The organism is Rothia sp. P5766 (assembly GCF_048513555.1).
Taxonomy (GTDB): Bacteria; Actinomycetota; Actinomycetes; order Actinomycetales; family Micrococcaceae; genus Rothia.
In genome coordinates this window covers 1-25,366 of sequence record NZ_JBLXXS010000010.1, presented here as the reverse complement: position 1 = coordinate 25,366, position 25,366 = coordinate 1, and the positions used below count along the sequence as shown (strand labels likewise).

The 25,366-nt window shown below is 58.5% G+C and carries 25 protein-coding genes; 12 read left to right on the top strand and 13 right to left on the bottom strand.

Annotated elements, in window-relative coordinates:
- The first annotated feature begins 3 nt into the window (after window positions 1-3).
- Entirely contained in the window at window positions 4-846 is an 843-nt protein-coding gene (locus ACN08V_RS06605; protein ID WP_419104964.1) for an ABC transporter ATP-binding protein, read from the top strand.
- Window positions 843-2,141 carry an ABC transporter permease gene (locus tag ACN08V_RS06600; protein WP_419104963.1) on the top strand — a complete coding sequence of 433 codons (1,299 nt, stop codon included), beginning with the start codon at window positions 843-845 and terminating at the stop codon, window positions 2,139-2,141. The genes ACN08V_RS06605 and ACN08V_RS06600 overlap by 4 nt, the downstream gene beginning before the upstream one ends.
- 92 nt (window positions 2,142-2,233) lie before the next feature.
- Here ACN08V_RS06600 and ACN08V_RS06595 read toward each other — a convergent pair whose 3' ends face one another.
- Entirely contained in the window at window positions 2,234-3,883 is a 1,650-nt protein-coding gene (locus ACN08V_RS06595; RefSeq protein ID WP_419104962.1) for a thiamine pyrophosphate-binding protein, read from the bottom strand.
- A gap of 225 nt (window positions 3,884-4,108) precedes the next feature.
- On the opposite strand from ACN08V_RS06595, the gene ACN08V_RS06590 reads away from it, so the two are divergent.
- Window positions 4,109-5,077 (top strand): hypothetical protein, encoded by a 969-nt coding sequence (locus ACN08V_RS06590; RefSeq protein ID WP_419104961.1) that lies wholly within the window; start codon window positions 4,109-4,111, stop codon window positions 5,075-5,077.
- A gap of 100 nt (window positions 5,078-5,177) precedes the next feature.
- Here the strand turns inward: ACN08V_RS06590 and ACN08V_RS06585 are convergent, their stop codons facing one another.
- Together ACN08V_RS06585 and ACN08V_RS06580 are read right to left on the bottom strand one after the other, a co-directional pair.
- Entirely contained in the window at window positions 5,178-6,599 is a 1,422-nt protein-coding gene (locus ACN08V_RS06585; RefSeq protein WP_419104960.1) for a sodium:solute symporter, read from the bottom strand.
- Window positions 6,600-6,772: 173 nt separating this feature from the next.
- Entirely contained in the window at window positions 6,773-7,306 is a 534-nt protein-coding gene (locus tag ACN08V_RS06580) for an HXXEE domain-containing protein (protein ID WP_419104959.1), read from the bottom strand.
- Window positions 7,307-7,606: 300 nt separating this feature from the next.
- On the opposite strand from ACN08V_RS06580, the gene speB reads away from it, so the two are divergent.
- From speB to ACN08V_RS06565, 3 genes are all read left to right on the top strand, one after another.
- The gene (speB, locus tag ACN08V_RS06575) at window positions 7,607-8,659 is read left to right on the top strand and encodes an agmatinase (protein WP_419104958.1); all 1,053 of its coding nucleotides are present in this window, start codon (window positions 7,607-7,609) and stop codon (window positions 8,657-8,659) included.
- 12 nt (window positions 8,660-8,671) lie between these two features.
- Window positions 8,672-9,940, top strand: a complete 1,269-nt coding sequence (locus tag ACN08V_RS06570) for a PLP-dependent aminotransferase family protein (RefSeq protein ID WP_419104957.1) — start codon at window positions 8,672-8,674, stop codon at window positions 9,938-9,940.
- Between the two features lie 94 nt (window positions 9,941-10,034).
- A complete protein-coding gene (locus tag ACN08V_RS06565) occupies window positions 10,035-10,610 on the top strand; it encodes a hypothetical protein (protein ID WP_419104956.1) in 576 nt (191 codons plus the stop codon).
- Window positions 10,611-10,625: 15 nt separating this feature from the next.
- Here ACN08V_RS06565 and ACN08V_RS06560 read toward each other — a convergent pair whose 3' ends face one another.
- From ACN08V_RS06560 to ACN08V_RS06535, 6 genes are all read right to left on the bottom strand, one after another.
- Window positions 10,626-11,123, bottom strand: a complete 498-nt coding sequence (locus ACN08V_RS06560) for a hypothetical protein (protein WP_419104955.1) — start codon at window positions 11,121-11,123, stop codon at window positions 10,626-10,628.
- Between the two features lie 5 nt (window positions 11,124-11,128).
- Window positions 11,129-12,355, bottom strand: a complete 1,227-nt coding sequence (locus ACN08V_RS06555; RefSeq protein WP_419104954.1) for an MFS transporter — start codon at window positions 12,353-12,355, stop codon at window positions 11,129-11,131.
- 72 nt (window positions 12,356-12,427) lie between these two features.
- Window positions 12,428-12,619: a hypothetical protein gene (locus tag ACN08V_RS06550; protein ID WP_419104953.1), complete on the bottom strand. Its 192-nt coding sequence runs from the start codon at window positions 12,617-12,619 to the stop codon at window positions 12,428-12,430.
- A gap of 223 nt (window positions 12,620-12,842) precedes the next feature.
- Window positions 12,843-13,031: a hypothetical protein gene (locus tag ACN08V_RS06545; RefSeq protein ID WP_419104952.1), complete on the bottom strand. Its 189-nt coding sequence runs from the start codon at window positions 13,029-13,031 to the stop codon at window positions 12,843-12,845.
- 24 nt (window positions 13,032-13,055) lie between these two features.
- Entirely contained in the window at window positions 13,056-13,277 is a 222-nt protein-coding gene (locus ACN08V_RS06540; protein WP_419104951.1) for a hypothetical protein, read from the bottom strand.
- 47 nt (window positions 13,278-13,324) lie between these two features.
- Window positions 13,325-13,531 (bottom strand): hypothetical protein, encoded by a 207-nt coding sequence (locus ACN08V_RS06535; RefSeq protein ID WP_419104950.1) that lies wholly within the window; start codon window positions 13,529-13,531, stop codon window positions 13,325-13,327.
- Window positions 13,532-13,848: 317 nt separating this feature from the next.
- Here ACN08V_RS06535 and ACN08V_RS06530 point away from each other — a divergent pair, with 317 nt between their 5' ends.
- Both ACN08V_RS06530 and ACN08V_RS06525 read left to right on the top strand, forming a co-directional pair.
- Entirely contained in the window at window positions 13,849-14,580 is a 732-nt protein-coding gene (locus ACN08V_RS06530; RefSeq protein WP_419104949.1) for a glycerophosphodiester phosphodiesterase family protein, read from the top strand.
- A gap of 112 nt (window positions 14,581-14,692) precedes the next feature.
- Window positions 14,693-16,186, top strand: coding sequence for a DUF1846 domain-containing protein (locus ACN08V_RS06525; RefSeq protein ID WP_419104948.1), 1,494 nt, complete (start codon window positions 14,693-14,695; stop codon window positions 16,184-16,186).
- A gap of 90 nt (window positions 16,187-16,276) precedes the next feature.
- On the opposite strand, the gene ACN08V_RS06520 is transcribed toward ACN08V_RS06525, so the two are convergent.
- The 4 genes from ACN08V_RS06520 to ACN08V_RS06505 form a co-directional block, all read right to left on the bottom strand.
- Window positions 16,277-16,660 carry a cupin domain-containing protein gene (locus tag ACN08V_RS06520; protein ID WP_419100292.1) on the bottom strand — a complete coding sequence of 128 codons (384 nt, stop codon included), beginning with the start codon at window positions 16,658-16,660 and terminating at the stop codon, window positions 16,277-16,279.
- Between the two features lie 104 nt (window positions 16,661-16,764).
- The gene (locus tag ACN08V_RS06515; RefSeq protein ID WP_419100291.1) at window positions 16,765-17,382 is read right to left on the bottom strand and encodes a lytic transglycosylase domain-containing protein; all 618 of its coding nucleotides are present in this window, start codon (window positions 17,380-17,382) and stop codon (window positions 16,765-16,767) included.
- Window positions 17,383-17,519: 137 nt separating this feature from the next.
- Window positions 17,520-20,384, bottom strand: a complete 2,865-nt coding sequence (locus ACN08V_RS06510) for a multicopper oxidase domain-containing protein (protein ID WP_419104947.1) — start codon at window positions 20,382-20,384, stop codon at window positions 17,520-17,522.
- A 97-nt stretch (window positions 20,385-20,481) separates the two neighbouring features.
- The gene (locus ACN08V_RS06505) at window positions 20,482-21,756 is read right to left on the bottom strand and encodes a hypothetical protein (protein ID WP_419104946.1); all 1,275 of its coding nucleotides are present in this window, start codon (window positions 21,754-21,756) and stop codon (window positions 20,482-20,484) included.
- 193 nt (window positions 21,757-21,949) lie between these two features.
- On the opposite strand from ACN08V_RS06505, the gene ACN08V_RS06500 reads away from it, so the two are divergent.
- The 4 genes from ACN08V_RS06500 to ACN08V_RS06485 form a co-directional block, all read left to right on the top strand.
- Window positions 21,950-22,453: a DUF456 domain-containing protein gene (locus ACN08V_RS06500; protein WP_419104945.1), complete on the top strand. Its 504-nt coding sequence runs from the start codon at window positions 21,950-21,952 to the stop codon at window positions 22,451-22,453.
- A gap of 21 nt (window positions 22,454-22,474) precedes the next feature.
- Complete coding sequence (locus ACN08V_RS06495; RefSeq protein ID WP_419104944.1) at window positions 22,475-22,957, top strand: hypothetical protein; 483 nt, start codon at window positions 22,475-22,477, stop codon at window positions 22,955-22,957.
- A gap of 6 nt (window positions 22,958-22,963) precedes the next feature.
- A complete protein-coding gene (locus tag ACN08V_RS06490) occupies window positions 22,964-24,256 on the top strand; it encodes a glycosyltransferase 87 family protein (RefSeq protein ID WP_419104943.1) in 1,293 nt (430 codons plus the stop codon).
- Between the two features lie 46 nt (window positions 24,257-24,302).
- A partial coding sequence (locus tag ACN08V_RS06485) for a lysostaphin resistance A-like protein (RefSeq protein WP_419104942.1) occupies window positions 24,303-25,366 on the top strand: 1,064 nt, incomplete at its 3' end.

Sequence of the window (25,366 nt, the reverse complement as noted above, 5' to 3'; positions counted from 1 at the left end):
ACCATGAGCCAGCAACTAGTACAGCCCCCAGAAACCCTGCTGGATATGCGGGGCATCGTCAAAACCTTTAACCAGGGCACCCCCAGCGAAATCACCGTTCTACCTGGCATTGACTTTCACGTCAATCGTGGGGAGTTCGTATCGGTTGTAGGGCAGTCCGGTTCCGGTAAAACCACCCTCATGAACATCATTGGTCTGCTGGACCGGGCCACCTACGGCTACTACACCTTTGATGGCGAGAACATCCCCAACCTGAGCGATGATGAACTGGCTTTCTACAGGAGCCAGAATATCGGGTTCATCTTCCAGAGCTTCAACCTGATTGGGCGCATCTCGGCGCTCAAGAACGTTGAGATGCCTATGATGTACGCGGGCATGAATGCTCGTGACCGCAGGGAACGAGCCGCCTACCTGCTGGAGCAGATGGGCATAGCTGACCGGATGGAGAACAGCCCAGCGGCCCTCTCCGGCGGCCAGAAACAGCGTGTAGCCATTGCCCGTGCCCTGGCCAATGACCCGCCCCTGCTCCTGGCCGATGAGCCTACCGGTGCTCTCGATAGCCAGACCGGGCGCATGGTCATGGACCTCTTTCATCAGCTCAACAAAGAGCAGGGTAAGACCATCGTTTTTATTACCCACAACCCCGAGCTGGCCGCAGAAACTGACCGCATTGTCACCATGGTTGATGGCCGTATCGTCGCCGGTAAAGAGGCCGCCGCCCCTTATATGAGCGCCAATGGACTTACAGACCCTACCGGTCTTCTATCGGCTCCGGTGGCTAGCGCAGCGGTAGTTCCGCCCGCACCGGGCGGCACTGAGCCCACCCCCGAGGAGGTCCAGCCGTGAACATCAAAGAGTCAATCAGCCTAGCGCTAGGTAGCCTGCGCAACAATAAAATGCGCTCTTTCTTGACCCTTTTGGGCATCATCATGGGTATCGCCTCAGTGATTGCGATTCTGACCCTGGGTCACTCCCTGCAAACCCAGGCTAACCAAGCTGTTGTGAGTTCGGGAGCCAATGACCTCAATATCCAGGTGAAAGAACGGCCCCGTGAGGACGAAGGCCAAACTTCTGCAAACATATCTAGCCCCTATGGAATGATGGGTAGCTCAGGCCAAATGCCCACCGGGGACTCCCTTATCAGCATTGATGATATTAACACCCTCAAAGAGGTTATGGGTGATAATATCGCCGGTATTCCCCTGGGGAACTCAGCCTCATATGGTGCTGAGCTTACCTATGAGGGGCAGACCAACTCGGAGAGTCTCATAAATTTCGTCAATATGGACTACTTGGAGCTTAACCCCAAGAACCTGGTGGCCGGCCGGGCTATCACCCAGACCGATATTGATAACAAGCGACCGGTCGTCATGATTTCTACCGACCAGCTGTCACTTCTGGGAGGCGACCCTGTTCAGGCGGTGGGTCAAGAAGTAGAGGTTAGCTCGGGTGGCTCCAGCACCATCTATGCTGTTGTTGTAGGTGTTTACCAACCTGATAATACTGGCGGTCTTTTGGGCATGTCGGTGCCAGGCGCGGTCTTGATGCCTTACACCTTTGAGGGTCAGTTCAGCAGCATGAATGCAGATGGCTGGTCCTACCTGAGTGTACGCCCGGCGGAGGGTAAAGACCTGGCCCAGGTCAAGGCTCTGCTTCAGGCGCACCTCACCAATATGTATCGTTCCGATGAGCAGTTCATGGCTGAAATTATGGATTACTCAGCGGCCACACAGTCCTTCAACGATGTGCTGGCCGGTATTAGTGCAGCTATCTCGGCTATTGCCGGTATCTCACTGCTGGTCGGTGGTATCGGTGTCATGAACATTATGCTGGTGACCGTGACCGAACGTACCCGTGAAATTGGCATCCGTAAGGCCCTGGGCGCTACCCGGGGAGCTATCCGTCTGCAGTTCGTGGTGGAAGCCATGATTGTCTGCCTGGTCGGTGGCATCTTGGGCGTACTGGTCGGCGGCGGGCTCGGTATGCTGGGCTCAAATATGCTGGGGACCTTTGTGTTCCCGCCGCTGAGCGCTGTCACCCTGTCTCTGGGATTCTCGCTAGCTATCGGCCTCTTCTTTGGCTACTACCCGGCCAATAAGGCGGCTAAGCTGGACCCCATTGACGCCTTGAGATACGAATAGATCCCTAGCCGCAGTGTAAAGCACCCCCTGCTCTCTTCCGCATACTTGCCAAAGAGAACAGGGGGTGCTTTTGTGCGCTGAGAGTATCTGCCTTAGCGCAGGGTTTCACCGATCTTAAGGTGAACCACCGAGGGGCCGCGGGTTTCCAGGGCCTTCTGAACAGTATCCGTAAGGGTGTCCATGGTGGCGGTGAAACCTGTGGCACCGAAGCCCTCAGCCAGCTTGACCCAATCAGGCTGAACCAGGTCTACCGCAACCGGCGCGATGCCACGGTCGCGTTCGTTCTGGCGAATCTCACCGTAGCCACCGTTCTCTACACAAATGATGGGCAGATCCAACTGCTGCTCAACAGCGGTCATGAGCTCCTGGATAGCGAACATGAGCGCACCGTCACCGAGCAGACAGACCACCGGACGCTCGGGCGCTGCCACCTTAGCGCCAATGGCAGCAGGCAGGCCGTAGCCCAGGGTGGCGTAGGTTGCCATGTAGAGCAGGGAATTAGGCCGGGGTGCCCGGTAGAAGGTGGTGGTGCCCATGTAGGTTACCTGTGAGGAGTCACCGGCAATGATGGTGTCCTGGGGCAGAATCTCCATGATGCGCTCGTTAAGCTCTGCCAGCTCGGGGGCGATAGCCCGCCCCTCGTTATCCAGGGCATCGAAGATGCCCTGGAGATTGCGCTCTTGGCGGGAACCGGGGGTGACACCCTGCTCCGCCAGAGCTTCGAGGAGCTGGGGGATAACAGCCCGAGAGTTCCCGGGTAGCTCAAGGTCCGGGGTGATGTTGGTGAGCATCTGGTCGCGGGTAATATCAATCCGGATGACCGGGCCTGCGGGGCGGATATCGCCGTCCCAGAGCTCAGCTTCACCGATCTTAGAGCCAATAATAAGCATGGCATCGGCTTCCCGGCAGAAAGCGTGAGCGGCGCTCAGGCGCAGGTCAGCGCCCAAGGAAAGACGGTGCTTCTCGGGGATAGCGCCCTTACCATTGACGGAAGTAATAACCGGTGCTTCGAGAAGTTCAGCCAGGGTAAGCAGGTCATCAGCGGCAGAGATAGAACCGCCACCGGCCACAATCAGCGGCGCTTTAGCTTCTGCCAGAATACGGGCGGCTTCGCGCACATCATCGACCGGTGCAGGCTGAGGCTTGCCCAGGGGGCGGGCCTGCAGAATTGCGGGGTCAAGCTCAACTTCGCTTTCGAGGACATCCAGGGGCACCTCAATGTGAATGGGGCGCGGGCGGTTGTGGGTGAAGGAGCGGAAAGCGTTGTGGATAATATCTACCGCTTCTTCTGCTGAGTTCACGCGGCGGGAGAACTCCACAATGGAGTTGACGGCACCGGTGGGGTTTTTAGTCTCGTGCAGGGCGCCGATATCGCGGAACTCCTGGCCTACCGGGCGGCCGGGGGAGAGGATAATCATGGGGCGGGACTCTGCGTAGGCGGTTGCGGCTCCCGAGAGGGAGTTCAAGAGACCGGGGCCGGAGGTTGTAATGACAACGCCGGGCAGGTTGCGGGTCTGTGACCAGCCATCGGCACCGTAGGAGGCACCCTGCTCGTGGCGGGTGGTGACCGGGTGGATGCCGAGTTCTTCGAGATGGCGGTAGAACTCTAAGTTGTGGGTGCCGGGAATACCAAAGACGGTATCGACGCCGTAGTTACGCAGGGTTGCCAGGATGGCGTAGCCAGCGTTGCGGCGCGGCTCGGTTACTTCGGTGCTACGGTCAGGCAGGGAGGGGTGGGTCATGGGTACCTTTCAGCTTGAAATATTCTTTTAACGTCCGCTCTAGCATACGGGTTTTTAAGGTCTCGGGGCGGGAGGCTGACCTGTGAAATGTTATGCACAGCACAGTATTCTTATGAGGTTCTGTGGGGTGAGTGAGGCAGGTGGGCGGCAGAGAGGGATAAAATATTAAGTAGACTTATGAAAATGGTCAAATAGGTCCCCCTCCCCCAAGATAGCCAGGATGCCATGCCCCTCTCCACCCCACGTCGTCTCAGGATACTCACCCTTACCACCTGCACGCTCTTAGCCGCGGCCGCCTGCGGTGGTCCTGGGCAAGGAACAGAAGATCCCTCAACCCCTCAGGGCCCGGCGCCTTCCACCCAGAAAGCCCAGCAAACATCACCAAGACCGCAGGCCCAACCCCAGGAAGTCATGGGCGGTGGCCAAGAAATCTTTGCTCACCGCTATGTTGCCCTTTACGGCAACCCCAGCGGCCCCTCTCTGGGGGCATTGGGGGAGCAAAGCCCAGAAGAGTCGGTTACAAGAGTCAAAGATTTAGCTAGCCAATACCAGGGGTACAGCCAGGAGAAAGTTATCCCGGCCTTTGAGATCATTGCTACCGTCGCCAGCTCGGCACCGGGTGTGGACGGCGATTATTCAGACGAAGCCAGCCTGGAGAGCCTGCGCCCCCTCGTAGACCTGGCCGCCAAGGAGGGGATCTACGTCATTCTTGATTTCCAGCCCGGGTATAGCAGTTTTACAGAGCAGGTCAAAGACTATGAAGAACTGCTCAAAGAACCTCACGTGGGCATTGGTATAGATGCTGAATGGAGAATCTACCCCGGCCAGGTGCACCTGCAACAGATCGGGAGCGTAGATGCCAGCGAAATCAATGAGACCCTGGACTATCTAGCTGAGCTGACCCAGCAAAATCACCTGCCCCAAAAAATGGTGGTTCTGCACCAGTTCACCCTGTCCATGATCGCTCATAGATCCCAGCTTGAGAGCAAGCACCCTGAGCTGGCCCTGACCCTCCACGCCGATGGGCACGGTAGCCCCGAACTTAAAGAGGCAACCTATCAGCAGCTACTAGCCGGTCTGAACCCCGAGATTAAGCCCTCCTGGAAAAACTTCTATGACGAAGATACCCCCATGCTAAGCCCGGCAGAAACCTACGCCCTGGAACCTAAACCCTTTGTGGTGACCTACCAGTAAGAAAGCAAGAGCCCGGCCTATGCCTTCCCCAGGCCTAAGATGGCCATGTGAGAAGGTAAGCCGGGCTAGCTAGGGTGCGGGGGGCAGTTCGCCCAGGACCTTAGGCTTTCAGGCGCTCCTGCCAGGTCTTGATGACAGCAGGATCGGTGGGCTTGGTGGCCAGCGAGGCCACCACATAGACCACCAGGGACACCGCGATACCGTAGTAGATAGGTTCGTTAGCCAGTACCCCAAAGATCGGCATGCAACCTAGGGTCACCAGGGAGCCAACCGCCATGGACAGGGCTGCAGCTACCCCCGTACCCCGCTTCCAGAGCAGGCCACCCAGGATAGCTACCATGAGCCCTCCAACCAAGATGTCGTAGGCAATGGTCAGGGAGGTGACCGTATCGGTCAGGGCAATAGCAAGAGCGGTGGTGATGACACCCAGGATGAGCAGGTAGATACGGTCAGCCTTGAGGGCTGTATCGCTTTCGGGGTCCTCTTCCTGCATGGCAGGCTTACCGGTGAGGAAGGGGATGACATCGACCCGAGCTACGGTAGCTGCTGCAATCAGAGCGCCGGATGCGGTGGACATCATGGCAGCAACACCTGCCGCCAGGACAATACCGCCGATACCTGCGGGCAGGAAGTTCTGGGCAACGGTGGCAAAAGCGTCGTCCTTGCTCTCAAGCCCAGGAGCCAGGGCGGCGGCAGCCATACCGATGACAGCGCCAGCAATACCGTAGAGGGCAATGTAGATACCAGCACCGGCCCCACCCCAGCGGGCTACCTGCGGTGAGCGAGCGGAAAAAACTCGCTGCCAGATGTCCTGGCCCACCAGGATGCCCAAAGTGTAAATCACGAACATAGTGATAATGGTATCCATACCCATGGCCCCGGGGGCAAAGAAGCTGGAGTCCAGGCGTTCCGTCAGGCCCTGCCAGCCACCGGCCTTGTTCAGGGAGAAGGGGAGCATGAGCAAGAAAATACCCACGGTCATGATGGCGAACTGCATCATGTCGGTCAGGGTAATGGACCACATACCGCCTAAGAGGGAGTAGCCGATAACGACCAGGGAGCCCAATAAGATAGCGCTGGTACGGTCCATATCTAAGAGGACCCTGAAGACGGTGGCGTAGGCTGCAGTGGAGGTCACGGCAATCATGACGGTGTAGGCCAGCATGACGATGGAGGAAACCTGGGTAGCCCGCACACCGTAGCGCAAGGAGAGCATCTGGGAGACGGTGTAGATTTTCAGGCGGGCAATGATGGGTGCAAAGATGAGGGACAGTAAGAGTACACCGACCGCGATAGCCACAACCAGCCACATGCCTGAAATGCCGAACTTGTAGCCCAGGCCCACTCCGCCCACAGTGGATGCGCCGCCCAGGACAACGGCGCACATGGTGCCGGTGTAGAGTGCGGGGCCCAGCCTGCGGCCTGCTACTCGGAAGTCTTCGGCGTTCTTGGCTTTTCGTTTGCCGATGTAGCCAAAGAGGATCAGTGCTGCCAAATACAGCAGAATAATGGCCAGGTTCATGCGTGTTCCTTTGTGTTGAGGCCGTGTGTGCTTGACCAGTGGGTTCGTTGATGTGGCTAAGCCCTCACGGTGGTGAGTTGCAGGCCACAGTTTATTGTAGCCGTCTCTTGAAAAAACATGCACATTGACCCCGGCCCGTACTTTGGGGAGGGGCGGTATGGGATACCTTTTACCTACTTTGAATAGGCCTGGGGCGAAAGGGCTATTGGTAAGAGCGGGCGGACTCTTTTGCCCGCTGCAAGAGCCACAAAAATCAAGGGAAGAGTTGCTGCGTTAGACCCGATGTAGATGCCCCAGCGGGTGCGGGCAGGAAGCCCCGCCCCAGCCTTGGTGATCAAGCGACCCGCTATGCCCGCCATGAGGGGTGCGGTCATCAGCCCACCGTTATAGCGGCGCTGGATAAGACCCCGGCAGATATGGCTCATCGCGTTACCCACCAGAGCAGATGGGGGGCCTAGCACGAGAACCTGCTGAAGTTTACCGTGGGGCAGACAGGCCCCTGCTACCAGTGCAAGAGCAGATGCTCCGGTGAGAAGGGCCGTAGCTAGGGCAAAATCCTGCTGGCTTGACCAGGGACCGCACTCTCTAATGCGGTGGGGGAGAGCTTCGATATCTTGGTAAAAGTGCGCTACTTCCTCGCAATTATGGGCGGCAAAGACCCCAAGCAGTGAAGCTGTAAGCGCTGTCTTGCGTGGTTGCATGGTCATAACCTCTCGGGGGATCTGCTTGCGCTGAACTGCTTCCTGCGTAAGCGTCTTACCTAGCTTTCATTTTTGCAGACCTTCGGTGCAAAAAGATACGGCCCCCCTTGTGCCAGGGAGCAGTGCTTCAAAGCCGTCGTGTATTAGGTTTGCCCCCACCTGTATATGTATGAGCGCCGGTATAAATAATCAGGGCAAACAGCTCAAAAGGCTCCCGCAAACGGGTTATAGTTGAGTGAAATCTCGTGTCAGCGCTCACAGGAGCCTGCTTGACCCCCTCTTCCGTTGCCCCAAGGAGCCCTCACCATGGCAGAAGCCTTTTTCTCGTCCAAACCCAACCGCGTCATCGCCACCGGCGCTGACGGCGTAGAACGCCTTGGCCCCGTCAACGCCGCAGAAGTACCCCGCTGGGCCGGAACTGCCACCTTCGCCCGCCTACCCCGCCTGGACGAGGTAGAAAAAGCAGATATCGTAGTCGCCGGTATGCCCTGGGACTCCGGTGTCTCCTACCGGCCCGGCGCACGCTTTGGCTCCAACCACGTGCGCGAATCCTCCCGCCTGCTCCGCCCCTTCAACCCCGCCGCCAACATCTCCCCCTTCAAAGAAGCCCAGGTAGCAGATGCCGGGGACATCATCGGCAACCCTTTCAACATTGAAGAAGCCCTCGAAATGTTCGAGGCCGGTGCCCACGAACTCACCAAGGACGGCGCGCAGCTCGTGACCATCGGCGGTGACCACACCATCGCCCTGGCCAACCTGCGCAACCTGCACAAGAAACACGGCAAAATCGCCCTGCTCCACTTTGACGCCCACCTGGACACCTGGGACACCTACTTCGGGGCCGAATACACCCACGGCACCCCCTTCCGCCGCGCCTTTGAAGAAGAACTACTGGACACCGACGCTCTCTGCCACGTAGGTACTCGCGGCCCCCTCTACGGCACCGAAGACCTAGAAGACGATGCCCGCTTCGGCTTTGGCATCGTCACCAGCGCCGACGTCTACTACCTGGGTGTTGAGAGAGTCGTCCAACTGCTCCGTGAGCGCATTGGCGACCGACCCCTCTACGTCTCCATCGACATTGACGTGCTCGACCCCGCCCACGCCCCCGGCACCGGCACCCCCGAAGCGGGCGGCATCACCTCCCGCGAACTCCTGGAAATCCTGCGCGGTCTGCGCGGGCTCAACCTGGTCGGGTCTGAGGTTGTTGAAGTAGCCCCTCCCTACGACCACGCCGAACTGACCGGCATCGCCGCCGCCCACGTGGTCTACGAACTCATCAGCCTGCACGCAATCGGTGCCACCGACCAGCCCGCCTCCCCGGCCGCTGGTGTAGCTGGCACTACCTACAACGGCTAGAAAGGCAGACCCGTGAGTAAAATAGCTAACCTGCTGGCAGAAGCGACCCCCGCTGAAGCCCGCATCATGCACCACTTTGCCGACCGTGCCGCCGGTTTCCGCCCCTCGGCAGTGCGCGATGTTTTTGAGGTCGCCATGCGCCCCGGCATCATCTCCCTGGCCGGTGGAAACCCCGACCTGGACCTGCTGCCGCTGGAACAGCTCGGTGCTATGAGTGCCCGCATCATTCAAGAAGAGGGCCTAGAAGTTCTGCAGTATGGCTCCGGCGCGGGCCTGGAAGAACTGGCTGAGCTGGTCTGCCAGTTCATGGAATCTGAAGGTGCCCGCCCATCCGTGGACGATATTCAGATGACCGCAGGCTCCCAGATGGGCCTGGACCTGGCCACCAAACTTTTCGTCAACCCCGGGGATGTCATTCTGGCAGAAGGCCCCACCTACACAGGTGCCCTGGGTGTTTTTGAGGGCTACCAGGCTGATGTGCGCCAGGTAGCACTTGACCAGGACGGGCTGGACCCCGCCGCTGTCGCCCAGGCCATTGCTGACATCCGCGCTGAGGGTAAAGAGGTCAAGTTCCTCTACACCATCCCCAACTTCCAGAACCCCACCGGCATCACCCTCTCGGATGAGCGCCGTCAAGAGCTGGTGCGTGTTTGCCGCGAAGCTGACGTACTGATTGTGGAAGATAACCCCTACGGCCAGCTCTCCTTTGACGGGGTGCGCCGCCGCTCTCTCTACTCCCTGGACCCCGAGAACGTGCTCTACCTGGGCTCCTTTTCTAAGGTCTTCTCGCCCGGTGTGCGCGTGGGCTGGATGGTCGCGCCCTTCCGCGTCCGCAAGTTCTTGCAGATTGCCGGTGAAGCCGTCACCATCTGCCCTTCGGTGCTCTCTCAGCGCCTGGTGCTGGGCTTTATGAGTGAGGGCCTGTGGGAGTCCCATACCCGCCGCACCGCCGCCCTCTACCAGGCCCGTTGCCAGGCTGTGTTGGATGCCTGCCAGAAGTACATGCCCGCAGGCACCACCTGGACAGTGCCTGAGGGTGGCTTCTTCACCTGGCTGACCCTGCCCCAAGGGTGCAAGTACGCCGATGCCACCGACGCCCTAGCCCCGGCCATTGAGGCCGGTGTGGTCTTTATCCCCGGTTCAGCCTTCTACGAGCCGGTAGAAAACGAGGGGAAACTGGTCAATCCCGGAGCTAACCAGCTCCGCATCGCTTTCTCCGCTATCGAGCCAGAGGCTCTGACCGAGGGCGTCAAGAGGCTGGCTGAGGTGCTTGCCGGGTAATCCCCGCCGAGGGTAATAGGTGCGCGGCGCAGGGTGAGGCTTGCGCCCCGCACCTTTATATTCGTAGCAGATCGCAGGAGAAGAGGTGGAGCCTATGTTAGAGAAAGCCAGCAAAGCCGCTACCGAAATCTTCTCGCCCTTTGTGCTCTCCGGGTTGTTGCTGGCCATCATTGCGATCGCCACAGACCCCACCTGGGTCGTACCCGTGGCGCTCTCACTCCTCTTTATCGTGGCTATCCCCCTGGCCCTTTCCCTCTGGATGCACCGCACCGGCAGGGTAGGGGACCGCTTCATCCAAGACCGGGCACAGCGCACCCCCTTCTACGCGGGCACCCTGCTCTCTTTCACCGCCGGGGCGCTGGCCCTGAACTTCGTGGATACCAGTAGCCAGGTGCCCCTGGCCCTCAACCTGTCGGTGGCTATGTTGCTGGTCGTTGCCCTGGTCAACCTCAAAATTAAGGCCAGTATGCACGCACTGGTGGCCGCCCTCTTCGCCCTGGTCTTCCCGCTCTACATACCCCTGCCCACCCTGGGTTACCTGGTGGGTGCAGGAGTGTGGGCTAGCACCGTCTACTCCCGCTACTACCTGCGCAAACACACCGTCCCTGAGCTGGCCCTGGGCACGCTCTTTGGGGTCGCGCTCGCGGCTGTCTTCCTGGGGCTGAGGTAGGACTTTATAGGGTTTCTACACGCTCGTGTGGCCGCTGTCTTTTCTGGCCTGCTCCAGGGTCTGCACGAGGTCTAGGGCCTGCGCTTGATCCTTCATGACAACCTCATAGGCGCTACCGTCCTTCACGGTGAGACTCACACGGAACTTTCCGCCCATATTGACCCGGTATCCCTGCGCGGTCTTGACAACAGGCCAGTTAATAGCCCCGGAATTGAGCCCAGAATCTTCTTCCGTCTGGACGGCCACGATATCCGAGTAGGCTATGTCCCTGCGCCACAGGGGTGCCCTGATTTCCAGGGCGGAGCCGAGGTGCACCTGCACCTTAAAGAGCGAAAGGTAGGCCGCATCCAGGAGTACTAGCACAAAGATAGAGGACAACAGGGCGGGCAAAATGTTCCCCGTCCTGTCCGTCAGAAATAAGGGAAGTCCAAGAGATAGTACAAGGACAAGAGATACAAGACCTAAGGAGGCTATAACCATGGTGCCCGGACGGGCAAGGTACTTTTTACCCATGTCACTCAACTTTCGGTAGTCCCGGGGGTGCTAGTGTCCTCATCAAGGTAGCGGTGAGCGATTGGTAGCCACAGGAGCGCCATGAGCGCCAGCACAAGCGCAAGCGCGGCAACAGTACCGCCCGGGCTGGCTCCGGCACCCCACCCAATCAGCGGGTTCACAGCTATACCCACCAGGCTACCAAGAGTGCTAGCAACATTGAGTACCGTGGCTCGACGGTGCGCCGGGATAACCTTATTAGCCACAGCCCGTGTGATGGGGCCTCGCGCGTGCATACCAAGAACCACCAGCACAAACCCCGCAATCACAGCAGCAGGGTGCGGGACAACCATCAAACCGAACCCTGCAACCCCGTAGCCCATAGCCAAGAGCAGACTGTTCCTGCGGCCCAAACGATCAACCACCGAACTGGCATAGTGGTTGTAGAGAGCGGCCAGCAACTGTGCCGAACCGCCGATGATTCCCCAGGTGGCGACCGGTACCTGCGCAGCCTGGAACAGTGGCTGGTTGAGTGTAAAAACAGCGTTAAAAATGACGAAGGCCGCGCTGGAAGCAACCGCCGTATAGAGCAGAACAGGGTTGGTCAAAAGCAAGCCGGCACCACCTCTAAGGCTTGCCCAAGTGTTCTCAGGCTCCGGGCCATTAGCCTTTGTAGGTTGCTGGCCGGGCAGGAAAGCAACAGCCACAGCGGCACCAAACGCAAAGACAGCACTGACGGTAGCCGGTAGCCAAAGGCTATGCGCCGCCATCAAACCGCCGGCAACAGACCCAACCACCCCGGCCCCCAGTTCTAAGGAACTCAAATGACCCCATACACCTACCGAAATATCGTCGGCGGTCTCACCCAGCGAGTCATAAATATAGGCGTCCTGCACACCGGTGAGCATGGCAATGCCCAGCCCACTGAATACGAAGGATAAGGCAAAAGCGCCTAGGGAGTGCCCAGCGGCAAAAAGTATCTCGGCCACCGCGTTGAACACAAAACCGGTCAGGATGACCCAACGCCGATCTACCCGGTCTGCCACCAGGCCAGAAGGCACCTCGGCTACGAGAATACTGGCCAGTAGGATGCTTTCCAGCAGGAAAATATCCTCTAGGGACAGCCCCCTGGATGTCAGGAACAGGGCGCTGACCGGGACGTAGAAGGAAAATCCCGCTGCGACAGTTGCTAGGGCAATAGGTAGCAGGGAACGGTCTTTCCACACGCGGGAGGCAGCGGTGGGAGCACCCATGAGGACCTCCATATCCGTGGGCAACGCAAACTTCAAAGAGCGGGGGAGCCCAGAGCTCCCGTAGCTTACCTGCTAGGTGTCCTGCCGGTTCCGGTAAGCAATGAAAGCTAGAGCAACAAGAGAGGCAAGGCAGGCAACATACAGGACAACAGACTTGTAGCTTTGGTCAACAAAAGCAAGAACGACAAAGATTATTGCCAGGAGGGTAATAAGAACCCAGGCAACAATACTATTGCTGATCTTGGCCCGATTCTTTTCATTCATACCTAGCATGTTATCGGGTAGCGCTATTGGGGGAGTAAAAAATTACCTCCGGATTGTTGAAACAGAAACGCCGGAGGTCACCCCAAAAGAGCCTCACGGGGAAGGTAACGGCCCGATTTACTTCGGTATGGCAGTCGGTGCAGTTCTGGGTCTGATGGCCTATGTGAAGGGCTGGCTCTAGGTAGCGGCAGGTAAAGGGAGGGCGGGAGCTACCGCTAACATTTTATGAGTCCCGGTTTCTTACTTTGCTTGATAGCCTGCCAACGGCATACACAACTGCGGTTCCGGCAGCCGTCATGAGAATCCCAAAAATAATGTGCCCGTGGCCGGGGTCGCGGATAATCATCTGGAGTGAAAAGCCTGCCAAAATGAAGGCAGTCCAGAGAACGTAGAACATATACGGTTTGCGCATACCTACATCCTTTCATGCGGTGTTTTAAGGAGTCCGCTCCGACCTCTGCGCGTGCTTCCGGAGAGAGGGAGCAAAGACAACCCCCAGCCCCATCGCAGAGATGACCGAGACGGGGGTAAAAATAGCGACCGGGTCACTGGCTATGGCAGAAATAAGCAGCCACTCAACCGCCAGTAGCGCAATCACTGCGGCCGCAAGAAAAGCTGAGTAAGTAAACATGTGGCCCATATCCAGTTTCTGATGCATGAGGCCAACCTTTCGTAAGAGGGGAAGACACCTGGGTTTCTGGGAGCTTACAGCTCCGGAGCCTGGTGTGATGATCGGGCGACCAAGGCCACCGCCAGGGTTGTGGCAAAAGCCAGGCCAAATGAGGCTACAGCGAGGAAAGAGCCAAGGCTCGGGTCGGCATCCGGCCGGTTCAGCAAGCTGAACCCTGCAGATATGCCAGCCAGTGAGAGGACCCAGGCAACTGCTAGAACACGCGATACTTTTGATCCCATACCTACAGTATGGCGTGACTTGGGTCTCGTTTGTGGCATGTTGATGCCGTGGCGAAGCTCTGATCTGCGGACCCGGTGCTTAGTGTGCGGCGCAAACCTTCATGCGCGTGTGCTTTGAACACGCTGGTGAAGGTTTTCACCGCATTCAGTTTGTGGTGGGTGGGGGGAAGGCTAAGCCTGCAAGGAGACGTAGATGAGCTATGTGGGTATGAGTGGGCCGGCAAGGGGTGGCTCCGGCACTGAACTGCCACCCACCGTTACCCGCGCTTTGCCCGTACGTGAGCGTCCCCGCGGCCACCCTGCCCCATAATGGTGCTATGCGTATCTTTGCCCACCGGGGAGCCTCCGGAACCCGCCCCGAAAACACCCTCACCGCTTTCACCGCCGCCGCTGACGCCGGTGCCACCTGGGTCGAAACCGACGTAGACCTAGCCGCCTGCGGCACCCCCGTCCTCCTGCACGACACCGACCTAGACCGCACCAGCAACCTGACCGGCTCCCTCTACACCTACACCGCCGCCCAGCTTGCCACCGCAGACGTCGGCTCCTGGTTCTGCCCCGATTACGCCGGTGAGCCTGTACCCACCCTGGACCAGCTCGTCACCCTGGCTAACGAGCGCGGGCTGAGCCTCAACATCGAACTTAAATCCAACGAACAGGGGGCAGAACGCTCCCACCTGCTCATTGACCGGGTCATTGCTGAGCTGGCTCACCTTGCCCCCGCACGGCAGGTTATCGTGTCCTCCTTCAATCACCTGCTCTTAGCTGAGTTCAAACGCCGCGCCCCGCAGTACGCCGTGGGGGCACTCTTAACTGCCGAGACCTTCCAACCTGACTGGCTATCGGTCCTAGAGCTAATTGATGCTCAAGCCGCCCACCTGGAAGACCGGGGTCTGACCCGCGCAAGCGTGAGAGCCCTGCGCCAGGCCGGCTACGGGGTCAATGTGTGGACGGTCAATAGCGCCGCTCGCGCCAATGAGCTCAAAAACTGGGGTGCCACGGGCGTTTTCACCGACTACCCGGAGAGGCTTCTGCACCTGGAAAGCTAGGTCGGAACAGGCATGAGGTTAGCTTAGTCCCGACCCCCCACGGGGTTAGAGTGCCTACTCTCACCGCGCCGTCCCTGCCCTGGGCGGTGCGGGCTTGCTAGGCTTGAATTCCATGGTGAACAAAATTGGTTTTGACCGTGAAAAATACATTGAGATGCAGTCCCGGCATATCCAGGAGCGCCGCGAGCACATCGGCGGCAAGCTCTACCTAGAAATGGGCGGCAAACTCTTTGACGATATGCACGCCTCCCGCGTCCTGCCGGGCTTCACCCCGGACAACAAAATTGCCATGCTGGAGCAGCTACGCGACGAGGTAGAAATCCTGATCTGCCTCAACGCCAAGGACCTGCAACGCAACAAGATTCGCGCCGACCTGGGCATTACCTACGAGGACGATGTTCTGCGCCTGGTCGATGTCTTCCGCGACCGCGGTTTTCTGGTTGAGCACGTTGTGCTGACCCAGATGGAGGACGATAACTCCCAGGCTCTTGCCTTCAAGCAACGCCTAGAGCGACTGGGGTTGAGGGTCTCGCGCCACCGCGTCATTCCCGGTTACCCCACCAACACCGACCTGATTGTGTCCGAAGAGGGGCTGGGCCGTAACGAGTTCGCGGAAACCACCCGTGATCTGGTGGTTGTCACCGCACCCGGCCCTGGTTCTGGCAAGCTGGCTACCGCGCTCTCGCAGGTCTACCACGAGAACAGGCGTGGGGTTAAGGCGGGCTACGCCAAGTTTGAAACCTTCCCTATCTGGAACCTGCCCCTAGAACATCCGGTCAACCTGGCCTATGAGGCCGCCACTGTGGACCTTGATGACGCTAACGTCATTGATCACTTCCACTTGACCGCCTACGGCCAGTCCACGGTTAACTACAACCGTGACGTTGAGGCCTTCCCCCTGCTGAAGGTGCTCCTGGAAAAAATGACCGGCACCAGCCCCTACCAGTCACCCACCGACATGGGCGTGAATATGGCCGGTAACTGCATCACTGACGATGCCGCCTGCCGCTACGCTTCGGAGCAGGAGATTATCCGCCGCTACTTTAAGGCCCTGGTCGATGAGGCTCGCGGTGGCCTGGACTCCACCCAGTCGGATCGTGCCGCTGTGGTTATGGCTAAGGCCGGGCTTAAGCCTACCGATCGCCCGGTGGTAGAGCCTGCCCGTGCCCGCCAGGAGTCCACCGGCGCACCCGCCGCCGCCCTGGAACTGTCCGATGGCACCATCATCACCGGTAAGACCACCGATCTGCTGGGCTGTTCGGCTGTTGCCCTGCTGAACGCTCTTAAGCACCTGGCCGGGCTGGACGATAACAAGCACCTGCTGTCCAACGAGGCTTTAGAACCCATCCAGCGTCTCAAGACCCTGCACCTGGGTAGCAAGAACCCGCGCCTGCATACCGATGAGGTGCTGATTGCTCTCTCAACGTCAGCGGCCCATGATGAGGATGCCCGCGCCGCCCTAGAGCAGCTTAAGAACCTGCGTGGGGTGGATGTTCACACCACCACGATTCTTGGGTCTGTGGATGAGGGTATTTTCCGTTCCTTGGGCATGCTGGTGACCAGCGACCCTAAGTTTCAGAAGAAGTCGCTCTACCAGAAGCGCTAGATTCTGAGCGCTCATAGAGTGAAATGGCCCCCGCCCCTTATTCTGGCACCCGCACGGTGCAGAAGACCGGGCGGGGCCTTTGCTGTATAACTAACCCCGGTAAGTGGCGTCGTCCACGGGTTCACCCCAGGTGACGAACTCACCGGCCTGGTTGAAGGGGGTCACCGCAATGTGGGTCATGGGCCCTTCTGCGGTGGCCCCGTGCCAGTGGTTAACACCGGGTTCAAAGAAGAAAGCCTCGCCCGGGGTGAGGGTGCGGGGTTCTTGGCCCTCAAGCTGGTAGATGCAGCTTCCAGAGGTCACCACAATGAGCTGGCCAACATCGTGGGTGTGCCAGTTAGTGCGGGCCTCAGCTTCAAAGGTGACGGCTAGTGACTGGAGCTGGCTACTGGGGGCCAGCGGGTGCATGTAGGCTTTGCCGGTAAAAGCGCCTTCGGGTGCGGGCTTGCCCAGGGGGAAGAGGGAATCAGTCATGGGATCTCCTTACAGTAGGTTTAGCTCCATTATCCCGCGCTGACTTAGCCTAGGCACTCTATTTCGCTCTGCTCAGTGTGTTCTGCAGGCAGGTGCGGCAGGTTTTAGCCAACCAGCCTGGCCTGTGTAAATTCAGGGGAGGGGGAGCAGGTCACTGCATATTTGGTGGCGGCCAGTTCATCAATTTTTGCCACATAGTTCTGGGTTTCAAAGTAGGGGGGAATACCCTCGTATTCTTCTACCGCGCCGGGGCCAGCGTTATAGCCAGCTAAGACGAGATCTTGCAGAGGAGTCTGGTCCTTAGCGTAAGGAGCTAGCCGCTCTGAAAGATAGGCCAGGTAGCGGCCCTGCGCGGCAATGGAATCTTCGGGGCTATCAATATCGCCCTTGCCCCAGATGTCCCAGGTGTCCTGGGTGAACTGGGCCAGGCCGTGCGCACCCGCGTGGGAACGCGCGGTCAGCCGCCAACCAGATTCGGTTTCGAGCTGGGCCGCTAAAACACCCGGTCGCAAACCCGCTACCTGAGCGGCCCCTTCAATATCATCACGAAGCTCAGTGGGGGCGTAGGTCAAATCGGTGCGCCCGCAGTAGTCCTCGTAGGTAGCAGAAAGCCCCACGACACCGACACCCATCAGCACCGCTGATGAAAGAATGTGCCAGTGCGCAAGCAACCCCGCGCCGATGCGCAGGGCGATTTTGGGCTTGGTGCGTTCAGTAGTCATTAGTAACAGCCTACTTGAAAACCGACCCTGAGAGCGGGCCAAAAGCCCCCTGATACCCCCGAAGGTGACGTACCCAACCCCCACAAGATGCCCCCGGCTCTAGTAGAGCCGGGGGCATCAGGTTTCTTATCGAATGACTAGTCGGTGACCTTAATCTGACCGCGAGCGCCACGTTCGGCGGCCGCGAAGTCGTGGTTGACGAAGGTATAGGTGCCTGCCTCGGTGAAGGTCATCTCCACGAAGCCACCTTGGGCGGGGGCTAGGTCGAGGGCTTGGGAGGCCCCCTTGGTGGTGCCGAAAGCGTCCCTTCCGCCTTGGAGTAGGTAGCCGCCCTCCTTGTAGACGGTGTCGAATTGGCTACCGACTATGTGGAAACTGAGGTCGCCTCCGGGGCCGGCGTTGAGTACCCAGATGCGCACGCGCTCGCCGGTTTTTGCTGTCAGGGGGTCGCGTAGGTATTGGGTGGCGTGGCCGTTCCAGAGGGTGAGGGTGGGGGTGCCTGCCGCCAGGCCTTCGGGTGAGATGTTGGTCAGTATGCCTTCGGGGGTGTTACCGGCCTGGGTGAGCGCGACTTCGCTTTGGACGAGCAGGTATTCCCGGTCTACCGGGGGCAGATCCGGTGGGTCGATGACTACCGCGCCGAACATGCCTGCGGCTAGGTGGGTGCTCATGGGCATGGTGGAGCAGTGGTAGAGCCAGATGCCTGAGGCGGCAGCCTCGAAGCGGTAGACCAGGGTTTCACCGGGGGCTATGGTGCGCATGGGTTGGTCGGGGGCTACGGTGCCGGCGTGGAAGTCGATGGAGTGCCCCATACTGCCCTTGTTGACCAGTGTAATTTCAAAAATATCGCCGACTTTGCCGTGCAGGGTGGGGCCCATGTAGGAGCCCTTGTAGGTCCAGGCGTTCAGGGTGGTGCCAGGGGCTATTTCGCGGGTGAGTTCTTGGACCTCGAAGGTTTGGCGGTGGACGGTGCGCCCGTCGATGTTTTCGCCCTCGGGGACGGGTGCTAGGGCGGCGTCCCGGCTCTGGTAGTTTGCTGAGATGTCGCCTTGCAGGTCAATGTCGGTGGGGGAGAGTACCTGGCCTGCGGCGGTGTGCCCGGCCTGCTGACCGCCGGTGCCCTGAGTGCTGGTAGCGCCGGTGGCAGTTACCTGAAAGGTCATGCCCATAGCCCGGTGGCCCATGACGGAGCACCAGCCTTCCAGATCCTGGGTGATGGTGCCGACCTCTACGGTCTTTGTTTCCCCGGGGTTGATGCGCCCGGTGGAGGTGCCGTTGGCAAAGGTCAGGTCGTGGGCGTTCTTGGTATCGGTGTTGTGGACTTCGATGACCAGCCGGTTGCCTGCGGGTACCTCGGCGGTGTTGGGGGTAAAGCGCATGTCGGCGGTTGCCTCAACGGTCAGGGTGGTGGTCTGGCCGGTAGCGGCGGAACCGGTCCCGTCTGCCGCCAGTCGTGCCCGTGCGGCGGGATCAGCTGCCACTCCCAGGCCTACAACCAGCACCACTGCCAGCGCACCGATGAGGGCATGGCGCAGGTGGGGTACCGGTTGGGGGTGCTGGGCTTCCGGGTCTGGGACGGGGGCTTCACCCCGGGCGCGGGCCTGAATCATGGCTTTGCGGATAGCTACTGACTGTTTGACCCCGCGTAGCATGAGCGGGATAAAAGCGAAGAGGGTGAAAGCTCCCAGCAGGGAGGCCGCTGTGCGTACCCATGAGCCGGTGATGTTCACGGGCAGAATAAAGACCAGAAGAGCCAGGTTAATCATGGTGACTCGGCCGGCTGAGAAGCGGTTGAACTCCCGGTTAGAGGCACGCACAGCCTTAGGCCCACCGCCCATCCGCGCGGGGAGCAGGTAGCTCATGGCGCCCAACAGCACCTGGGCTAAGAAGCCTGCCACAAAGACGGGGGTGATGGGGCGTAGGCTCAGGCTCTCTAGGCCCTGGGTGAGTACCAGTACGGCGGCCCACAGGACACCCACCAGCAGCCACACCATACCGGCAGCCACCGAGAAGGTGGGGTAGTCAGAGGGTTTCTTGGCGGCGGTGGTTCCTACCATGAGCACACCCACCAGAATCAGGGCGGCGGCGTACAGTATCAGGCCGGATGTAGCCAGGGGAACATTCCCCATGAGGGCACCGGTGACGGTGAGCGTGAGCCCGGCGCACATGAGCACCAGCGCGCGGGAAGAACGTGCCACAGCATCGGGGAGCATGACGGTGCGGAGCATCGTGGGCCAGAGCGTCATGAGCGTGCCGACCACGGTGATGCCCACAAAGCCTAGGACGTTCACTGCCTCATGGGCTAAAAGTAGGCGGGAATGCCAGGTGGCACTGGTGCCGTCGTAGGCCAGGAGTGCACCGAAAGTAGCACCCAGGGGCAGGAGCCAGGAGGCGGCAATGTAGTACCTAATGCTGGTACCGAAACGGGCAGGCAGGGCAGAACGCATTTGCTGAAGTAGGGCCAGCCCGTGCCAGGCCACCACAAGCCCCACCCCGGTCGAGCCAATCAGGGTCAGGGGGTAGAGGTTGAAGATGACCCCCACCATGAGCACAACTATCGAAGCGTTGAGCGTGTAGATGCGCACCAGCTGAACCGGGCGGGCGCTGTCGGGCAGCTTGTTTTTGAGCAGGGCCTCGGTAAAGTGCTGGGACCAGACCAGAATAGAGTTGGTTATCAGCCCCAGGGTCACCATGTGCACCATCAGCCAGAGCGACTCGGGAATCCACCGGTGGGTCATGAGCACCGCAAAAAGCGCAAACATCCAGAGGGAGACGGGTTTGGAGGCCTTGCGGTGCCATGTTGCTCGGCCGGTAGCTATATCGCGGGCCTGGCGCTCGCTGATAGGGGCGCCGGGTGCATCTACGGGACGGGTCCCGATGCTGAGTTCCTGCCGGTAGCCACGGGTGGGTGCGGTGGGGGAGTTCCCTGACCCCTGCGGGCCTGGTGCCTGATGCGGCTTAGGTGCGTTCTCTGGTTGCTGGGGGGTGGGCTCCGCCATCATCACTCCAAAATATCGTATATCCTATGCGGATTATATCAACTGGAGGCGGTTCGTCGCCATAGGAAGCCTATGCCCTACGGCTGATGCGGGCTTTTAGTTATGAAATTTCATCTACTGGAATATCTTTATCAGTGAATCTTAAAATTTCTATATTTTTGAGGGTGTCCTCGCCATCTCTAGATTTTTTATCTTTGATTAAGATATCCTCGCCATCTCGGGTAAGAACGTACTCAGTCGATTTACTAGATAGCTGAACTACATCATTGCCATCTTTGCCATCGATAATGTTATTACCTTTATTCCCCAATAAGATGTTGTCTAGGTTGTTGCCCTCAAGATTAGAATTTTTGGCACCTGTAAGTCTAGCATTTTGATTATATTGTGACTTGAAGGTGTAAGTTTCGTTCTGATCCAAGTAGAGTTTGAATGTTCCGTCAAAATCCGGTGAAATTCTTTCCATATAGGATAGCTCTGGGCCGACAAAATCAGTGATGACTTCGTACGCCGCCGGGTCCTTTTCTTGTACTTGAGATCTATTTTTAGGAATGTAAATTCCCCACATCCCCTTATCATTTTCGGTATATGCTTCCCAGAGGCCATAATAGGAGTCGATCCCAGAAACTATATACTCGTTCTCCAAGCTACCCTCGGCCTCTAGCTCTTTGAGCCAGTCAAGAGAATTTAGCCCCCACAGGCCTTTCTGGCCCCAGTCTGCTTTATTCTGCGGGAGAGCTTTATCCATTCCCGATTTTATTTTTTGAGCTAGTTCAGATTCAGCGGCAGGCCTTGTAGTTGTGCCTATGCCTTCACCGTGGACTAAATGAAAGATTTCTTCGTAGGAGGCATCCCTGTGTGAATAGTCATTGTCCATGTACCATTTGCTGCCTGCAGTAGGCGTTTCCATCTGATAGAGGGGTTGTCCCAGTAGGGCATCTTCAGGTGTTTTTCCATCCCCATCAGATCCGTTTGGCATTACAAGAACCGCTCCGTTTTCGGCCATGGAATTAGCCACTGCAGTTTTATCGTATTTTGCTGTATTTGTAAGATAAAAACTCAGTATATTGTATGCTTTCAGAACTTGCTCATTTGTAACTTGGCTAGCAGCAACTATGGTAATGGGTTTACCGTTTGGAGCAATATATTTAATGTACTTATCATAATATTTATCGTAGTCACCGCCTAGGGTTGATACATCCTTCGATATACTACCTTCGTCAATATAAATTACATATTTTTTATTCTCGAAAGATTGCTCTTTTCCAATTTTCTGATCGCTTGAAGGGCTTGCGTTGACATTGGTATTTTCCGCACCACAACCGGTAGCCATGACAGTTGAAGTTATGAGGAATAATGTTGTTAGCGTTTTTTTCAATTTAAAATCCTTAGTTTTATATTTAGGGTTCAAGGTGCTGTTTGGAGGTGGCTGGGATTTCTTAAAAATTTAATTTTATCTTTTTTAAATACTAGCTGAGGGAGTATATTTTAAACACCAATTTTATCATGGAAATTGGGCTCACCCCACGCACGTTAGGATTTTTTGTATAAAAATTCCATAAACTAGAGGCATGTATTTCGTTTTCCTTATCACTCTCGGGGCCGCTCTGCTCATTGCCCTAGGCTGTATCGGTATTGTTTACCCGGTTCTGCCCGGCTCCCTGGCCGTCCTGGCAGGAATCCTGCTCTGGAGCCTCACCCTGCGGAGCCCCGAAGGGTGGTGGCTTCTAGGGCTGGGCGCACCCATCGTCCTTGCCGGTATGATGGCTCAAGCCCTCCTGACTGGGCGCACCCTCAAACGCAGGGCTATCCCCAACTCATCTATCCTCTGGGGAGTGGTCGGTGCCGTAACCGGCATGTTCCTTATCCCCGTGGTTGGCCTGTTCGTGGGGTTCGCACTTGCCCTCTTCCTGAGCGAAACCACCCGCAGCGGCGGTGACCTTACTACCTCGCTGGCAAGCACCTGGGCCGCCCTCAAATCTATGGGTCTAGGTATGCTCATCGAACTAGCCGCCGCCCTCACCGCCGGCAGTATCTTCACCGTTACCGCCATCATCTACTTCGTCACTGCCTAAAGAACGGTAAAGTAATCTCTCGTGAAAACTCTGCCTGCCTCCCTAATCCTGGCCGCCACCGCAATCATCCAAGCTCTCGGTATCTTCCGGTACACCGATGACACCATGGCGCTTTCTGGCCAAATCTTCTTCCCCGTCCTTTTTGCGCTCATGTCTATCTACATCAGCTGGCGTAACCGTGAGGGCACCGGTAAGTTTTCACTGGCCCACATCATTATTCTTGCCCTGGCCGTTGTTGCCCTGGGCGCAACGGTTGCAGGCTGGAACGCCAGCCTCTACTACTTCTACCCCTCCTACTACGTCTTCTACGCGGCCCTGGGGCTTCTGGTGCTAGAACTAGCCCTGCGCATAGCGGCTCTACCCAAGAAGGAAACCAGCACGAAAGAAGGGGTGGACAAGCGCCTACCCGGTAGAGCCAAAACCCGCAGGGGAACCAAGCTGGTCGCCGTCCGCAAAGACTCGGCCACCAGGGACCGGGGAACGGCTGCGGACCCCCAGGAGTAGCTAGTTGTGAACATTCTTCGCCTGAGCGCCACGCTACCGGCTCGCCACCGTATCTGGCCGATCCTGACCGCTATTTTCTGCCTAGCGGTCATGCAGTGGCACATTCGCCACTCCATCTTTCTCAACGGCCAGGACTTCGAGGTCTACCGCACCGGCGCAGGCGTGGTCTTTGGCGACCTTTACCCGGGTAAAACCCTCTATAACTACTACCTGCAAGAGGGCAAGCCTATTGCCCTGCCCTTTACCTACCCGCCCTTTGCGGTCATGGTCTTTGCCCCCTTTGCTTTCCTGCCCCTGGGCGTCGGCGCTGGAGTGATGACGCTCCTGGCCATGAGTGCAGCCCTGTGGATTTCGGTTCTGGTGCTCAACTACGCCCGCTTACGCGGGGTAACCGTACCCGGTGAGGCCCTCCTCGGTAGCCGCTCACTGGTTCTTGTTCTGGCTACCTGTATCACCATGTTCAGCCCCTGGGACCGCAGCATCGGCCTAGCCCAGATTAACGCCCTGATTCTGCTCTTGGTCATGGCTGATCTGCTCCGCCCTGCCAGCCGTCTGCCACGCGGTGTCCTGATCGGTATTGCCGGCGGTATCAAACTCACCCCGCTGGCTTTTGGGCTGATTCTACTCATGCGCCGGGACATCAAGGGCCTGCTCACCCTGGGTGCTAGCTTCCTGGCTACGGTAGCCGCGGGCTTCGTCTTTATGCCCGCCGCCGCCCGCGAGTTCTGGTTCTACGCCATTTCTGACCCCTCCCGCGTGGGAAACATCAACTACGTGGACAACATCTCCACCCTGGGCTGGCTCCTGCACTTAGGTCTGACCGAAGGCCCCCTGCTGACCGCCCTGCGCGGCAGCATTATTGTGGCCCTACTGGCGGGGGTTGCCTACCTGATTCCGGTTCTTCACCGCCGGGGCATGGTGCTGTCACAGATAGCCCTCAACGGCTTCCTCATGCTGGCCATGTCACCGATTTCCTGGTCCCACCACAACATCTGGCTACCCCTGCTCATGGCGGGCCTGTGGCTGGACGCCTTCCCCGTCTTCTTCGCCCTAGCTACCAAACCGGTGCGCTGGCTGGCGGCAGGTCTAGCGGTACTGGGCTGTGCCGGTCTGATTTACGGGCCGATGCGCATCGGTATCCGCATGGACCCGGCCACCCACAACCTGGACGAGCTCAGCCACCTGGCGCTGAGCCTCTCCGCCCTGCCCATCATCTGCCTGAGCGCCCTGGTGCTGCTCTGGGCTCTGGTGGCCTTCCGCTACCGTCAACAGTTAGCGAGCACCCAAACCAAAATCTAGGGTCAAGCCCCTACGGGCCTCCCCAAAAATACCTAGGGTAGATACTATGACTAGTTCGCAGATGCCTCCCCAATACGGACCCGCCCAAGAAACCACACCCCCTGCTCAGACACAGCAAGCGGTGCCTTGGTGTGCCCCCGTCACTCCGCAGACCCCGAACACCCAGCCGCCACCCTACCTACCCCCGGTAGGCTGGCGGCCCGGCTACCGGCAAGAGCACCAAGAGCTGGGCTACCACCGCCTAGCCCTGACCGACCCCAAGAGCCGCTGGTGGAAACCCCTGGTTGAGGCAGTAATTGGTGCTCCCCTCTACCTTGTTCTGGCCCTTATCTTGAGCATAGCCCTGCTCATACCCAGCCTGATGAGCGCCCTCAAGGAGCAGGCCACCTCCGGGCAGATGACCATCGATGCCACCGCCACAGCCAGCGACATGACCGCCCAGCTCCAAGCCCAGGCCCTTACAGACCCCCTTATCTTCACAGTGCTCTTCGGGTCGGTAGCGCTCATGTTCCCCTGCCTCTGGTTGGCCCGCCTCATCATGGGCCCCAAGCCCTGGGGTCTGATTCACTCCGTTGCGGGCCGTCTGCGCTGGGGCTGGCTCATGGTATGCCTGGGCCTGTCCACACTCATCATGGTTCTGATCCCCCTGGCCCTTGATGCAGCTACCGGGAGCACCTACCAGCTCGCACCCCAAGCTCAGGGCACAACCCTCATAGTGCTCCTGATCTGTATTGGCCTCGTTGTTCCCTTTCAGGCCTATGCCGAAGAACTGGTCTTCCGGGGTTTTCTCATGCAAAGCATCGGCCGCTGGCTCAAACACCCGGCCTGGGCTATCGTCCTGCCCGCCCCACTCTTCATGCTGGGCCACATGTACGACCTCTGGGGTCAGCTGTCCGTCCTGACACTGGGGATCGCCGCAGGCTACATCACCTGGCGCACCGGCGGGCTTGAAGCCGCAATCGCCCTGCACACGGTCAATAACCTCGTCGCTATGACCTTCGGGGTCTTTGGCCTGGCTGACCCCTTCCTGCAAGAAGGCTCTAACCTAGCAGGCTTTACCTCATCACTGATCACCAACGGTATTTTCGTGCTTGTGGTTGTGCTCCTTGC